The organism is Micromonospora sp. NPDC050187 (genome assembly GCF_044459745.1).
In the GTDB taxonomy this organism is placed as follows: Bacteria; Actinomycetota; Actinomycetes; order Mycobacteriales; family Micromonosporaceae; genus Micromonospora.
In genome coordinates this window covers 333,784-347,336 of sequence record NZ_JBITJH010000001.1, presented here as the reverse complement: position 1 = coordinate 347,336, position 13,553 = coordinate 333,784, and the positions used below count along the sequence as shown (strand labels likewise).

The following is a 13,553-nucleotide window of genomic DNA, read 5'->3' as shown; positions in this document are numbered from 1 at the left end:
CCACGAATGGGTTCTGCTGGCACCGCAGCACGCCGCCGACACGGGTGAAGGGAACCGCGAAGCCCGTCGCCGGCGACGGGCGGATAGTTCCCCCTGAGTGACCTCCACCCGGGACAGCAGACCCCCCGCGCACCCCTTTGCTCTGCACTCCCGAACGCGCCAGGCACCCTCAGTAATCGACAGTCCCCACACCGACGCTCGTCGACATGCCACGCCCCCTGCTCAGCGCAGGCGTCGCACATGCGGGTGCAGAGCAAAGGAAGACTGGGTACAGGCACCGGCGGACAGAGGGTTACCTACCGTGAGCGACCGCCTCCGCCTCGACCGGCGGACACACAGCGTGACCGCGCGGAAGTTCGCACCCATGTACATGCACACCACTGCCGACCTGGTCGAAACCCCGAGCAGCCGCGCGCCGTCGCCGACCAACGAGATCCGCGAGACGCACCCTAGGCGGAGGCGCGGGGGACCATGTGGGTGTCGAGGAGGACGTAGGGGGCCGGAAGGTCCTCGCCGCGGATGCGGGAGACCAGCAGGTGGGCCATCTGTCGGCCCATCTCCTCCACCGGCTGGAAAACCGTGGTCAGTGGCGGGTCCGACTGCCGGGCCAGCGGCGAGTCCTCGTATCCGACGACCGCCACGTCGTCGGGCACTCGCCGACCGGCCTCGCGCAGCGCCCGGAGCGCGCCGTACGCCATCAGGTCACTGGCGGCGAAAACGGCGTCGAGGTCCGGGCAGGACTCCAGCAGCCGGCGCATGCAGGCCGTCCCGCTGCCCTCGCTGAAGTCGCCGTACGCGATCATCGCCGGGTCGACCTGGCCGCCGGTCGCCGCGACGGCCTCCCGGTAGCCGGTCAACCGGGCCAGGCCGGCGCCCATGTCCTGCGGGCCGGCGATGGTGGCGATGCGCCGCCGGCCCTTGGCGGCGAGGTACTCCACCGCCTGCCGGGCACCGCCGACGTTGTCCACGTCCACGAAGTAGGCGGGCTGGGCCCCGGGGCGCAGCATCCGCGCCGGTCGGCCGCCCAGCACGGTGGGCAGGCCACGCTCCTCCAGCAGCGTGGGCAGCGGGTCGGCGTCGTGCAGGGAGAGCAGCAGGACGCCGTCGACGTGCTGGTTGGTCAGGTGGTGCTCGACCCGCTCCCGTTCGACCGGCGACTGGGCCATGGCGAGCCAGAGCTGCATCGGGGTCTCCAGCAGCCCGGAGCTGATCCCCCGGACGATGCCGGCGAAGAACGGCTCGGTGAAGACCCGCTCGCCGGACTCGGAGACCACCAGGGCCACCGAGTCGGTACGCTGGGTGACCAGGGCGCGGGCGGCCCGGTTCGGCACGTACCCCAGCTCGGCGATGGCCTGCTGCACCGCGGCCCGGGCCTCCGGGCTCACCTGCGGCGAGCCGTTGACCACGCGGGAGACCGTGCCGCGACCGACGCCGGCGCGGGCCGCCACCGCGTCGAGGGTCGGGCGCCCGAGGGAGCGGGTGCGCTGGGTTGTCATGGTTCTGCTCCTCCGACGTCGGGCGGTCCGGCGGGAACCCGGGAGAGGGCACCCGCCGGAGCCGCCCGTTACTGGCTGGCCCTGCGGCCTATTGTGCGGCCAGACCGTTGCGTCGGATCACCTCGGCGTACCACCTGGCGCTGGACTTCGGGATGCGGAGCTGACTGTCGTAGTCGACGTACACCATGCCGAAGCGTTTGGTGTAGCCCCACGCCCACTCGAAATTATCCATCAGCGACCAGGCGAAGTATCCGCGCAGCGGCACCCCGGCGCTGATCGCCTCGTGCGCGGCCCGCAGGTGGGCGTCGAAGTACGCCAACCGGTCGGCGTCGTCGACCCGGCCGTCGACGACGGTGTCGACGAAGGCCGACCCGTTCTCGGTGACGTACAGCGGCAGGTCGGTGTACTCCTCGTGCACCCGGCGCAGCGTCTCGACCAGGCCGGGGGCGTCGATCTCCCAGTCCATGTCGGTGACCGGGACGCCCCGGGTGACGAAGCGCACCAACTCGCTTCCCGGCCAGCAGGACGGGGCCCGCCAGTACTTCTCCGGGGGCGTGCCCTCGACCGGCGCGGCGACCACGTGCCGGCTGTAGTAGTTGACGCCGACCAGGTCCAGCGGGCTGGAGATGATCTCCAGGTCCTCGTTCCGGACGTGCCCGAAGTCGCTGACCGCGCGCAGGTCGGCGACCAGGTCGTCCGGGTACCGCCCGCGCAGGATCGGGTCGAGGAAGAACCGGTTGGCGATCCCGTCGATCCGACGGGCCGCGTCGGCGTCGTCGGGCGAGTCGCTGGCCGGGGTGACCGGGTAGAGGTTGAGGGTCACCCCCACCTCGGCGGCGTGCCGGCCGGCGCGCAGCGCCTGCGTGGCCAAACCGTGCCCGAGCATCAGGTGGTGCCCGGCGCGGACCGCCTCGACGCCGGCCGAGCGGCCCGGGGCGTGCGCCCCGGAGCCGTACCCGAGGAACGCCGAGCACCAGGGCTCGTTCAGCGTGGTCCAGTACCGCACCCGGTCACCGAGGGCGTCGTGCACAAGCGCGGCGTAGTCGGCGAACCGACTGGCGGTGTCCCGGGCCGGCCAGCCGCCGGCGTCCTCCAGCTCCTGGGGCAGGTCCCAGTGGTAGAGGGTCACCCAGGGCTCGATGCCGTGGGCGCGCAGTTCGTCGACGAGCCGGCGGTAGAAGTCCAGGCCCTCCTGGTTCGCCGGCCCCGAGCCGCCCGGCTGCACCCGCGGCCAGGAGATCGAGAAACGGTACGACCGCAGCCCCAGCTCCGCCATCAGCCGCACGTCGGCCGGCATCCGGTGGTAGTGGTCGCAGGCCACGTCGCCGGTGTGGCCGGCGACCGTACGCCCCTCGGTGTGACTGAAGGTGTCCCAGATCGAGGCGGTCCGGCCGCCCTCGGTCGCGGCCCCCTCGATCTGGTACGCGGCGGTGGCCGCGCCCCAGAGGAAGTCGGGCGGGAAGCTCAGCTCCGGGCGCTGTTCCAGCAGGTCGACACCGGGTGGGGTGGCGGGGTTGCTCACGACTTGACCGCACCTTCCATGATGCCGCCGATGATCTGGCGGCCGAACAGGATGAACATCACGAACAACGGCAGGGTGGCGATCAACGTACCCGCGAAGATCTGCGAGTTGTCGGCGAAGTAGGCCGTGTTCAGGCTGCGCAGCGAGATCTGGACGGTCGGGTTCGACGGGTCGGCGAGGACCACGAACGGCCAGAAGAACTGGTTCCACTGCTCCATGAACGTGAGCAGGCCCAGCACCGCGGCGGCCGGACGCAGCGCCGGGGCGACCACGTGCCAGTAGATCCGCCAGGTGGAGCAGCCGTCCACCCGGGCCGCCTCGATCAGCTCGTTCGGCACGGCCTGTTCGGCGTACTGCCGCATCATGAAGATGCCGAAGCCGCCGATCAGGAACGGGACCGTCACCGACGGCATGGTGTTCAGCCACTCCAGCTTCGCCATGAGGATGTACAGCGGCAGCACGCCGAGCTGGATCGGCACCATCATCGAGGCGAGGATGACCAGCAGCAGCGCGTTCTTGCCCTTGAACTTCAGCTTGGCGAAGGCGAACCCGGCGAGCGAGCCGAAGAAGACCGTGGCGACGGTGATCGTCCCGGAGACCAGGAACGAGTTCATCAAACCCTTGACGACGTTGGCGTCGCCGTTGCTGAGCACCCGCTCGATGTTCTCGCCGAGCTTGCCGCCGGGCAGGAACGGCGGCGGCCAGGAGTTCGCCGCGTCGTTGGTGCGGGACGCGATGACGATCATCCAGTAGAACGGGAAGAGGGAGAGGATCACCCCGAGGACCAGGCCGACCCAGGTGAGCGGGCTGGCCTTCCAGAGCTGCGCGGCCCGGTGCCCACGGGAGGGTCGGTTGGCGGGGCGTACGGGGGGACGGAGCGTCGTGGTCGTCATCTGCGCAAACCCTCACTTGTCCGAGCTGATCCGACGGGCCAGCAGGTAGTTCACGACCGACATGAGGGCGATCAGCAGGAACAGCACGAGCGCGACCGCGCCGGCGTACCCCCAGCGGAAGCGGGTGTTCATCACGTCGAGCAGGTACATGGTGATGGTCTGGAACTGGCCCTCGGAGCCGCCCGAGATGCCCCCGGACCCGCTGGTGAACAGCAGCGGCTCGGTGAACAGCTGCAACCCGCCGATGGTCGAGATGATCAGCGTGAAGATGATCGTCGGACGCAGTTGCGGGACGGTGATCGACCAGAACTGCCGACGCCGGGACGCGCCGTCCAGGGACGCCGCCTCGTACATGTCCTTGCTGATCGACTGCATGGCGGCGAGGTAGATCAGGGCGTTGTAGCCGATCCACCGCCAGTCGACCATGGTGGAGATCGCGAACCAGGAGGCGTACCGGTTGGCCCGCCAGTCGATCGGCTCGATGCCGACCAGGTCGAGCGCCCAGTTGACCAGGCCGAACTCGCGCGCGTAGAGCATCGAGAAGATGAGCGCGACCACGGCGGTCGAAGTGATGATCGGCATGGCGATGGCCATCCGGAAGAACGTCTGCGCGGGGAGTCGCCGGTTGAGCGCGTTCGCCAGCATCAGGGCGATCAGCAGCTGCGGCACCGTGGAGAGAACGAACATCCCGAAGGTGTTGTAGACCGCGTTCCAGAACTGCGGGTCGTTCGTGAAGAGCTCGACGAAGTTGTCCAGCCCGACGAAGCTGATGGTGGTGTTCAGCGGGGAGCGGTCGGTGAGCGCGATCCAGACCGTGTAGCCGATCGGGTACGCGCTGAAGACGGCGAAGATGGCGAAGAACGGCAGGACGTAGAGGTACGGCGAGTACTTCAGGTCGAGCCGGGTGAGTGCGGCGAGGCGGCCCCGTTCGGCCGGGGCGGGGCGGGGTCGGCGTCCGTCGGGGGGCGCTTCGGCGTGCAGGTCGAGACTCATCAGCGGTCCTTCACGTCAGGCGACGCCGCCCGGTGGCGGGCGGCGTCGGGCGGCACCGCGGGTGGCGCCGGGGCGTTGCCGCCGTCGACGCCACCCATGGGCAGCTCGGCCAGGGTCACTTGCCGGCGGCCGCGCCGTTCTTCAGCGCTGCCTGCCACTGCTCACCGGCGGACTTGCCCTGCTCGACCGCGCGCAGGGTGTTCTCCACGGCGGTCCGGACCGCGTTGTTCTTCGGGCCGAGGTACACCGGCTTCAGCTCCGAGGCACCAGCGGCGAAGATCTTGCCGACCGGGGCGTTGCTGAAGTACGGGTTGGTGGAGTCGGCGACCGCCGGGTCGGCCAGACCCTGCGGGGACGACGGCAGGTTGCCGACCTTCTTGAAGGCCTCGACGTGACCCTTCGCGTCGGTCAGGAACTTGACCAGCTTGGCGGCCTCGGCGGCGTTCTTGCTGGACTTCGGCACGGCGAGGAAGGAGCCACCCCAGTTGCCGCCGTTGCCCGGGGCCTTGGCGATGTCCCACTTGCCGGCCGCCGCGTCGCCGGCCTGTCCCTTGATCACGCCGGTCATCCACGCCGGGCAGGCGATGGTGGCGAAGGTGCCGTTCTTGAACCCGGCGTTCCACTCGTTGGAGAAGGACTGGAGGTTGTTCGACAGCTTGGCGTCGATCATCTTGGTGGTGAGGTCGTACGCCGTCCGGACGTCCGGGTTCTCGCCGATGACCAGCTTGTTGCTCTTGTCGTAGTAGGTGTAGCCGGTGCCGGCGCCGGCGACCTGCATCAGCACCACGTTGTAGAAGTTGGTCGCCGAGTCGACGAACTTGTGCTTGGAGTCGGCGGCGGCGAACTTCTTGCCGGTCTCGATGAAGGCGTCCCAGGTGGGCCAGAGCTGGGCGACCTGCTCCCGGTCGGTGGGCAGGTTGGCGGCCTTGAAGAGGTCGCTGCGGTAGCACAGCGCCATCGAGCCGACGTCGGTGCCGAGGCCGAGCACCTTGCCGTCGGGGGTGGTGCCCTGCTCCCACTTCCACGGCAGGAAGTTGCCCTTGAGGTCGTTGGCGCCGTGGTCGGCCAGGTTCACGAACTTGTCGGCCTGGGCGTAGAACTGGACGATGGTGCCCTCCTCGAGGGCGACCACGTCACCGGCACCCGACCCGGCGGTGATCTGCTGGGTCAGTCGGGTGTTGTAGTCACCCAGGCCGAGCCCCTTGCCCCGCTCCTGGATCTTCACGTTCGGGTTCGCGGCTTCGTACTGCTTGTAGAGCTCGTCGTAGCCGAAGCCCTGGTCGCCGAAGACGTCGACCACGAGGGTGATCTTCTCGCCGGAGCTGCTGCCGGTGTCCGAGTCGTCGTTGCCGCAGGCCGCGACGCTGGCGAGCGCCGCGACGGACGCAAGCGCGAGGGCCGCGAACCGCCGGCGGCGGAAGGTGAGGCTCATCCTGACCCCTCTTTCGGTGGTGAGGCTTTCGTGTGGTGGGGGCGCCTCGGGAGCGCTCCCATGAGATTGCCGGCGGGTAACGGACGTGTCAATAGATCGTGGGAGCGTTCCCATATCGTTACCGGAATCGGTGATCGACTCCGGATGCGACATACCGGGCCGTCCCGAACCCCGGACAGCCCGGGACGCCGCATCGCGTGTCGATCAACCGGAGACCCCGCCGACCGGCGAGGCATGCGGGGGTGGGGCTGGGCGGGTCAGGCCGGGGTCAGCAGAACCGGCGCAGCAGGGTGTCGGCCCGACCGGCGTCGAAGGCCGACACGTCGAAGGCCCGACCCAGCCAGTCGCGCATCGCGTCGTGCTCGGGGTGCGCCGGATCGGCCAGGGCGTCGAGCATGAGCCGGTAGCCGGCCGGACCGCCGACGTCCTCCGGCGGGCAGGCGCGCTCGCCGTCCAGGCAGGCCGGGTAGCGCCCGTCCGGGTCGGCGGTCAGCACGTCCTCCACCACCAGGTCGTGCTCCCACCAGTCGCCGAAGTCGTAGGTGTAGCGGAACCGGCTGCCCTTGCCCACCGCCGTGTCCAGCCGGGTGTCCAGCTCGTCGCGCGACGCCAGCCCGTCGTCCGGGTCGGGGGCGGCGTACTGCACCCCGTCGATCTCGAAGCTGTGCAGGTGGCAGTCCCGCCAACCCATGGCGTGCTGCACCACGCGGTGCAGCCGGTCCAGGGTGTACCCGCCGGGCACCAGCACCCTCCGCCAGACCGGCGGCCGGACCCCGGCCAGGGAGATCCGCAACTGGAAGATCTGACGCGGCATGCTGTCCATCCTCCCTCGGCATAGGCTGCCAGCATGATCTGCCGAGCGTGCCGGGCGAAGCGGCACGGTGACTGCCCGGGCCGGAACTGGTGCGACTGTCAGCACCGTACCCCCGCGCCGACCCCTCCGGTCACCGGTCCGGCAAGCGAATGAGCGTCCGAATCCCGATCCACCGCGCCTGGCCTGGACCGGTCACCGGGCCGCTGGACGACGCGACGCTGACCGCCCTCTACGGTCGCGGCGACCGTCCCCGGCTCCGGGTCAACTTCGTGACCAGCATCGACGGGGCGGTCGCCCTGGACGACTTCTCCGCCGGCCTCTCCGGCGAGCCCGACAAGCGGGTGTTCGGGCTGCTCCGGATGCTCTGCGACGCGCTCGTGGTGGCCGCCGGCACCCTGCGGCACGAGGGCTACCGGGCGGTACGCCTCGACGAGACCCGGCGGGCCTGGCGGCGGGCGCACGGGCTGGCCGCGTACCCGACGCTGGTGGTGGTCTCCGGCTCACTCCGCCTCGACCCGGCGCAGGCCGCCTTCGCCGACGCCCCGGTCCGGCCGGTCGTGCTGACCACCGACGACGCCACCGCCCCCGCCGGGCTGACCGAGGTCGCCGACCTGGTCCGCTGCGGGACCGACCGGGTCGACCTGGCCGCCGGCCTGGCCGAACTGCGCCGGCGCGGTCTCGACCACCTGCTCTGCGAGGGCGGACCGCAGCTGTTCGGCGCGCTCACCGCCGCCGACCTGGTCGACGAGGTCTGCCTGACGGTCGCGCCGTTGCTCGCCGGCCCGGGCGCGGGCCGGATCACCGCCGGACCGGCCGCACCGGCCCGAGACCTGCCGCTGCGGCACGTCCTCACCACCGACGACGGGGTGCTGATGCTGCGCCACGCCCGGGACTGACCGGTCGCAACTGGCAACCTGTCGTACCGCTGGGGCAGGATGCAGCACGTGTGCCCTGAGCGAATGCGACTGACCAGCGGAGCCCGGCGATGACCGACGACAGCCCGGTGACGGCCGACGACGCGTTCGACGGCTCCGGCGAGGCGGTGGGCCGGGTCCTCGGCACCGCCGACGCCACCCCGCTCCAGTTCTGGACGGCGGTGGCCGACGGCAGCTACCTCCAGCTCGACGACGTGGTGGTGACCCGACGGGAGCTGCCCAACCGCGAGCCGGTGACGATCGCCGGGGTGGTCACCCAGGTCCGCGCCCGGCACGAGGGCGCCCAGTTCGACTCGGACGTCTTCGCCATCGCCGACGGCACCCTCCCCGCCCAGGTGCAGGAGGCCGCCGAGATCACCACCACCCGGGTCGACCCGGAGCTGTACGTTCCGCCCACCCCGGGCGCGGTGGTGCGTCGCGCCGAGGGTGACGCCCGCGCCCGGGCGCTGCACTTCGACCGGATGGAACGGCGCATCCCGATGGGGACGGGCCGCGACGGCGTGCCGGTCTACCTCAACGCCGACTTCCTCGACGGCAGCCGGGGCGCGCACGTCTCCATCTCCGGCATCTCCGGGGTGGCCACCAAGACCAGCTTCGCGACCTTCCTGCTCTACTCGGTGTTCCGCTCCGGGGTGCTCGGCGGCGACGCGGTCAACGCCAAGGCGCTGATCTTCAACGTCAAGGGTGAGGACCTCCTCTTCCTCGACCACCCGAACACCCGGCTCGACGACCCCACCCGGGCGGCGTACGCGAAGCTCGGGCTGGCCGCCGGGGCCTTCCCGGACGTGCGCGTGCACGCCCCGCCCCGGGTCGGCGACTCCTCCGGCACGCCGGACGTCAGCAGCCGGCTCACCGGGGTGGACAGCTTCTACTGGACGCTGAGCGAGTTCTGCGCCGACCGGCTCCTGCCGTACGTCTTCGCCGACGCCGACGACGAACGCCAGCAGTACACGATGGTGGTGCACGCGGTCACCGCCCACCTGGCCCGGTACGCCCAACCCGCCGACGGCGGGGTGAGCATCGACGGCACCCGGCTGGGCTCCTACGCCGACCTGGTCGACCACATCGTCGAGCAGCTCAACGACGACGAGACCCGGGGCGACTGGGCCGGCAGCGCGGTCGGCATCGGCACCGTCAACGCCTTCGCCCGACGGCTCATCGGCAGCAAGAAGGATCTGGGCCGGCTGATCCGGGGCGACCTCGCCACCCGCCGCCCGCACTCGATCAACACCGCGGAGAGCGCCCAGGTCACCGTGGTGGACCTGCACAACCTGCCGGACCGGGCACAGCGGTTCGTGGTCGGGGTGACACTGCGCGGCGAGTTCGAGCGCAAGGAGAAGGCGGGCACCGCCCGGCCGCTGCTCTTCGTCGTCCTCGACGAGCTGAACAAGTACGCCCCCCGGGAGGGTTCCTCCCCGATCAAGGAGGTGCTGCTCGACATCGCCGAGCGGGGCCGCTCGCTCGGGGTGATCCTGGTCGGCGCGCAGCAGACGGCGAGCGAGGTGGAACGGCGGATCGTCACCAACTCGGCGATCCGGGTGGTCGGCCGGCTCGACCCGGCCGAGGCGTCCCGCCCGGAGTACGGCTTCCTCCCGCCGGCCCAGCGACAGCGGGCGCTGCTGGCCAAGCCGGGCACCATGTTCGTCAACCAGCCGGACATCCCGGTGCCGCTCTGCCTGGAGTTCCCGTTCCCGGCCTGGGCCACCCGGGTCTCCGAGGCCGGCCAAGCCCCGTCGGAGACCCTCCGGTCCATCACCCAGTCCGCCGACCCGTTCGCCGTGGTCGGCTCCGGCGGCACCGACGACGACATCCCGTTCTAGAGGGGCGGTCACCCGTGAAGATCCTGCACACCTCCGACTGGCACGTCGGCAAGGTCCTCAAGGGCCAGTCCCGCGCCGAGGAGCACAAGCAGGTCCTCGCCCAGGTCATCGAGATCGCCCGGCAGGAGCGGCCCGACCTGGTCGTGGTCGCCGGTGACCTCTACGACACCGGCTCACCCACGCCCGAGGCCACCCGCCTGGTCACCCGGGCGTTGACGGCACTGCGCCGCACCGGCGCGGACGTGGTCGCCATCGGCGGCAACCACGACAACGGCCCGGCCCTGGACGCGCTGCGCCCCTGGGCCGAGGCCGCCGGGATCGTCCTGCGCGGCAGCGTCCGGGACACCAACCCCGCTGACCTGGTCGTCGACGGGACGACCCGGGACGGCGAGCGCTGGCAGCTCGCCGCGCTGCCCTTCCTCTCCCAGCGGTACGCCGTCCGCGCGGTGGAGATGTACGAACTGACCGCCGCCGAGGCCACCCAGACGTACGCCGACCACCTGGGGCGGGTGCTCGCCCGGCTCACCGAGGGCTTCGACGAACCCGACCGGGTGCACCTGGTCACCGCGCACCTGACCGTGGTCGGTGCGAGCACCGGCGGCGGCGAGCGGGACGCGCACACCGTCATGGGGTACGCCGTCCCCGCCACGGTCTTCCCGGGCACCGCCCACTACGTGGCACTCGGGCACCTGCACCGGGCCCAGCGGGTCGACGGGCCCTGCCCGGTGCGGTACAGCGGCAGTCCGATCGCGATCGACTTCGGCGAGCAGGAGAACGTCTGCTCGGTGACGCTGGTCGAGGTGACCGCCCGCACGGCCGCGCAGGTCCGTGAGGTGCCGGTCTCGGCCGCGGTGCCCCTGCACACCGTCCGGGGCACCCTGGCCCAGCTCGCCGAGGTGGAGCCGCCCGAGGGGTGGCTGCGGGTCTTCGTCCGGGAACAACCCCGGGCCGGGCTGCGCGAGGAGGTGCAGGAGCTGCTCCCCCGCGCACTGGAGATCCGGATCGACCCGGAGCTGCTACCCGCTCCCGGCGGTGGCGCCCGCGCGGCCCAGCGCGCCGGCCGCTCCCCGCAGCAGCTCTTCGCCGACTACCTGGCCGGTCGGGGGCACGACGACGACGGGGTGCGGGAGCTGTTCGACGAGCTGTTCGAGGAGGTCGACCGCTGATGCGCCCGATGCGGCTGGACATGGCGGGCTTCACCGTGTTCCGCGAGGAAACCACGGTCGACTTCACCGACGCCGACTTCTTCGCGCTGGTCGGGCCGACCGGTTCGGGCAAGTCGACGGTGCTGGACGCGATCTGTTTCGCCCTCTACGGCACGGTCCCCCGCTGGGGCGGGGCGCGGGGGCTGGCCAACGCGCTCGCCCCGTCCGCCGTCGAGGCGCGGGTCCGGCTGGTGTTCGAGTCCGCCGGGGACCGGTACGTCGCCACCCGGGTGGTCCGCCGGGACGGCCGGGGCACGGTCAAGACCGCCAACGCCGGGTTGCAGCTCATGCCACCCGGCTTCGACGTCACCAAGCTGGACACCGGGCTCAGCCCGGAGGATCTCGGCGAGGTGCTGGCCGGCACCCCGGCCGAGATGGAGACGGCGGTCCTGGAGGCGGTCGGGCTGCCGTACGAGCAGTTCACCAGCTGCGTGGTACTGCCGCAGGGGCAGTTCGCGGACTTCCTGCACGCCAAGCCGGCCACCCGACAGCAGATCCTGGTCAACCTGCTCGGCCTCGGCGTCTACGAGGAGGTGCAGAAGCGGGCCACCGAGCGGGCCGGCAAGGCCGAGGCGCGGCTGGAGCAGGTCGACCGGATGCTCGGCGGCCTGACCGACGTCGACGACGCGGCGCTGACCCAGGCCCAGGAGCAGGTGGACCGGGCACACGAGCTGGCCGGGGCGGTCGCCGACGCCGTACCGGAGCGGGACCGGGCCCGGACGGCGGCGCGGGACGCGCACGCGGCGCTGGCCGCCCTCGACGCCGACCTGGCGGTGCTGGACGCGGTGTGCGCGCCGGACGGGGTGACCGAGGTGGCCCGGGCGGTGGCGGGCGCGCGGGCCGACGTCGACCATGCGGCGAAGGCGGTGGCGCTGGCCGAGGAGCGCGAGGAGAAGCTCCGTGGCGAACTGGCCGGCGCGGGTGACGAGAGCGCCCTGCGGCTGCTGCTCAGGGCACATGCCGACCGGGACCGGCTCACCGGCGAGGTGGAGTCGGTGGCCGCGGCGGTGGCCGCGGCCGAGGCGGAGCACGAGGCGACGGTGGCCGCGCTGGCCGAGGCGCGGGCGGCGACCGAGCGGGCCGAGACCGAGCTGGAGGCGGCGTTCCGGGCGCACGAGGACGCAAAGGCCGCCGACCAGGCGGTGGCGCTGCGGGCGCAGCTGACCGACGGGGCGTGCTGCCCGGTGTGCGAGCAGGTGGTGCCCCGGGTGCCGGTGGTCCCGGCCGGCTCAGCGGTGGCCCGGGCCGTCGCCGCCGGGAAGGCCGCACGGACCGCCAGCGACGCGGCGAAGCGGCGGGTGCAGGAGTGCGACACCGCCGGCCGGGACCGGGAACGGGCGCTGCTGCGCGTCCGGGCCCAGCACGACCAGCTACGGGACCGGTTGGCCGAGGTGGACGCCCAGCTCGCCGGGGCCGCCACCGCCGAGGCGCTGCGGCACGACCTGGCCGAGCACGCCCGGCTGCGAACGGCCTTGGACGAGGCGGCGGGCGCGGTGCGCACGGGGCGGGACGCCGCCCGGCGGGCCCGGGGCGCGTTCGAGGCCGCCGAGGAGGGGCTGCGCGCCGCGTGGCGGGAGTTCGACACGGTACGGGACCGGCTGGCCCGGTTCGGTCCGCCGGCCGCCGACCGGGACGACGTCGCCACCGCCTGGACGGGTCTGGCCACATGGGCCGGTGGGGAGGCGGACCGGCGGCGCGCGGACCGGGTGGACCTGGTGGCGTCGGTGACGGCGGCGGAGGCCGCCGCCGAGGCGGTGGAGGACCGGATCGCCGGCATCTTCGCGACCGCCGGGTTACCCCCCGACGACGACCCGGTCCGCGCGGCAACCGTCGCGGTGGAACGCGCCGAGGCGGCCCACCGGCGGCTGGTGGAGCGCCGCGAGCAGGCCGCCGAGCTGCGGGAGCAGCGGGCCGGGCACGAACGGGAAACCCGGGTGGCCCGCGCGCTCGCCGGTCACCTGCGGGCCAACAACTTCGAGCGCTGGCTGCTGGCGGAGGCGCTGGACGTGCTGGTCGACGGGGCCTCCCGGATCCTGCGGGAACTCTCCGGCGGGCAGTACGACCTGGTCCACGACAAGGGTGAGTTCTTCGTGGTGGACCACCACGACGCCGGCCTGCGACGCGGGGTACGGACACTCTCCGGCGGGGAGACCTTCCAGGCGTCCCTGGCACTGGCGCTGGCGTTGTCCGAGCAGCTGGCCGGCCTCTCCACGACGGCGGCGAGCCTGGAGTCGATCGTGCTGGACGAGGGGTTCGGCACCCTCGACGCGGCCACCCTCGACACGGTGGCCGCCACCCTGGAGAGCCTGGCCGCCCGGGGCGACCGGATGGTCGGGGTGGTCACCCACGTGCCGGCGCTCGCCGAGCGGATCCCGGTGCGCTTCGAGGTCCGCAAGGACGCCCGCAGCGCCCGCGTCGAACGGAGTGGCCTGTGAGCGCCTGG

10 protein-coding genes are annotated in these 13,553 nt (G+C 72.2%); 4 read left to right on the top strand and 6 right to left on the bottom strand.

Annotated elements, in window-relative coordinates; genetic code table 11:
* Positions 1-449: 449 nt before the first annotated feature.
* From ACIBJE_RS01560 to ACIBJE_RS01535, 6 genes are all read right to left on the bottom strand, one after another.
* The gene (locus tag ACIBJE_RS01560; RefSeq protein ID WP_396741618.1) at positions 450-1,496 is read right to left on the bottom strand and encodes a LacI family DNA-binding transcriptional regulator; all 1,047 of its coding nucleotides are present in this window, start codon (positions 1,494-1,496) and stop codon (positions 450-452) included.
* An 88-nt stretch (positions 1,497-1,584) separates the two neighbouring features.
* Entirely contained in the window at positions 1,585-3,018 is a 1,434-nt protein-coding gene (locus tag ACIBJE_RS01555; protein WP_396741616.1) for a GH1 family beta-glucosidase, read from the bottom strand.
* Positions 3,015-3,911 carry a carbohydrate ABC transporter permease gene (locus ACIBJE_RS01550; protein WP_396741614.1) on the bottom strand — a complete coding sequence of 299 codons (897 nt, stop codon included), beginning with the start codon at positions 3,909-3,911 and terminating at the stop codon, positions 3,015-3,017. The genes ACIBJE_RS01555 and ACIBJE_RS01550 overlap by 4 nt, the downstream gene beginning before the upstream one ends.
* Positions 3,912-3,923: 12 nt before the next feature.
* Complete coding sequence (locus ACIBJE_RS01545) at positions 3,924-4,904, bottom strand: carbohydrate ABC transporter permease (RefSeq protein ID WP_396741612.1); 981 nt, start codon at positions 4,902-4,904, stop codon at positions 3,924-3,926.
* A 115-nt stretch (positions 4,905-5,019) separates the two neighbouring features.
* Complete coding sequence (locus ACIBJE_RS01540; RefSeq protein WP_396741610.1) at positions 5,020-6,336, bottom strand: ABC transporter substrate-binding protein; 1,317 nt, start codon at positions 6,334-6,336, stop codon at positions 5,020-5,022.
* 268 nt (positions 6,337-6,604) lie between these two features.
* The gene (locus tag ACIBJE_RS01535) at positions 6,605-7,150 is read right to left on the bottom strand and encodes a plasmid pRiA4b ORF-3 family protein (RefSeq protein WP_396741608.1); all 546 of its coding nucleotides are present in this window, start codon (positions 7,148-7,150) and stop codon (positions 6,605-6,607) included.
* A gap of 149 nt (positions 7,151-7,299) precedes the next feature.
* On the opposite strand from ACIBJE_RS01535, the gene ACIBJE_RS01530 reads away from it, so the two are divergent.
* From ACIBJE_RS01530 to ACIBJE_RS01515, 4 genes are all read left to right on the top strand, one after another.
* Entirely contained in the window at positions 7,300-8,046 is a 747-nt protein-coding gene (locus tag ACIBJE_RS01530; protein WP_396741606.1) for a pyrimidine reductase family protein, read from the top strand.
* An 89-nt stretch (positions 8,047-8,135) separates the two neighbouring features.
* Positions 8,136-9,905, top strand: coding sequence for an ATP-binding protein (locus tag ACIBJE_RS01525; RefSeq protein ID WP_396741604.1), 1,770 nt, complete (start codon positions 8,136-8,138; stop codon positions 9,903-9,905).
* 14 nt (positions 9,906-9,919) lie between these two features.
* Positions 9,920-11,071, top strand: coding sequence for an exonuclease SbcCD subunit D (locus ACIBJE_RS01520; protein ID WP_396741602.1), 1,152 nt, complete (start codon positions 9,920-9,922; stop codon positions 11,069-11,071).
* A complete protein-coding gene (locus ACIBJE_RS01515; protein ID WP_396741600.1) occupies positions 11,071-13,545 on the top strand; it encodes an AAA family ATPase in 2,475 nt (824 codons plus the stop codon). The genes ACIBJE_RS01520 and ACIBJE_RS01515 overlap by 1 nt, the downstream gene beginning before the upstream one ends.
* The last annotated feature ends 8 nt before the right edge of the window (positions 13,546-13,553 follow it).

What these genes read in the sequence shown, in the direction of transcription:
- ACIBJE_RS01545 (WP_396741612.1), bottom strand. Translation starts at nt 4,904, where the DNA reads ATGAGTCTCGACCTGCACGCCGAAGCGCCCCCCGACGGACGCCGACCC.
- ACIBJE_RS01515 (WP_396741600.1), top strand. Translation starts at nt 11,071, where the DNA reads ATGCGCCCGATGCGGCTGGACATGGCGGGCTTCACCGTGTTCCGCGAG.
- ACIBJE_RS01560 (WP_396741618.1), bottom strand. Translation starts at nt 1,496, where the DNA reads ATGACAACCCAGCGCACCCGCTCCCTCGGGCGCCCGACCCTCGACGCG.
- ACIBJE_RS01540 (WP_396741610.1), bottom strand. Translation starts at nt 6,336, where the DNA reads ATGAGCCTCACCTTCCGCCGCCGGCGGTTCGCGGCCCTCGCGCTTGCG.
- ACIBJE_RS01525 (WP_396741604.1), top strand. Translation starts at nt 8,136, where the DNA reads ATGACCGACGACAGCCCGGTGACGGCCGACGACGCGTTCGACGGCTCC.
- ACIBJE_RS01550 (WP_396741614.1), bottom strand. Translation starts at nt 3,911, where the DNA reads ATGACGACCACGACGCTCCGTCCCCCCGTACGCCCCGCCAACCGACCC.
- ACIBJE_RS01530 (WP_396741606.1), top strand. Translation starts at nt 7,300, where the DNA reads ATGAGCGTCCGAATCCCGATCCACCGCGCCTGGCCTGGACCGGTCACC.
- ACIBJE_RS01535 (WP_396741608.1), bottom strand. Translation starts at nt 7,150, where the DNA reads ATGCCGCGTCAGATCTTCCAGTTGCGGATCTCCCTGGCCGGGGTCCGG.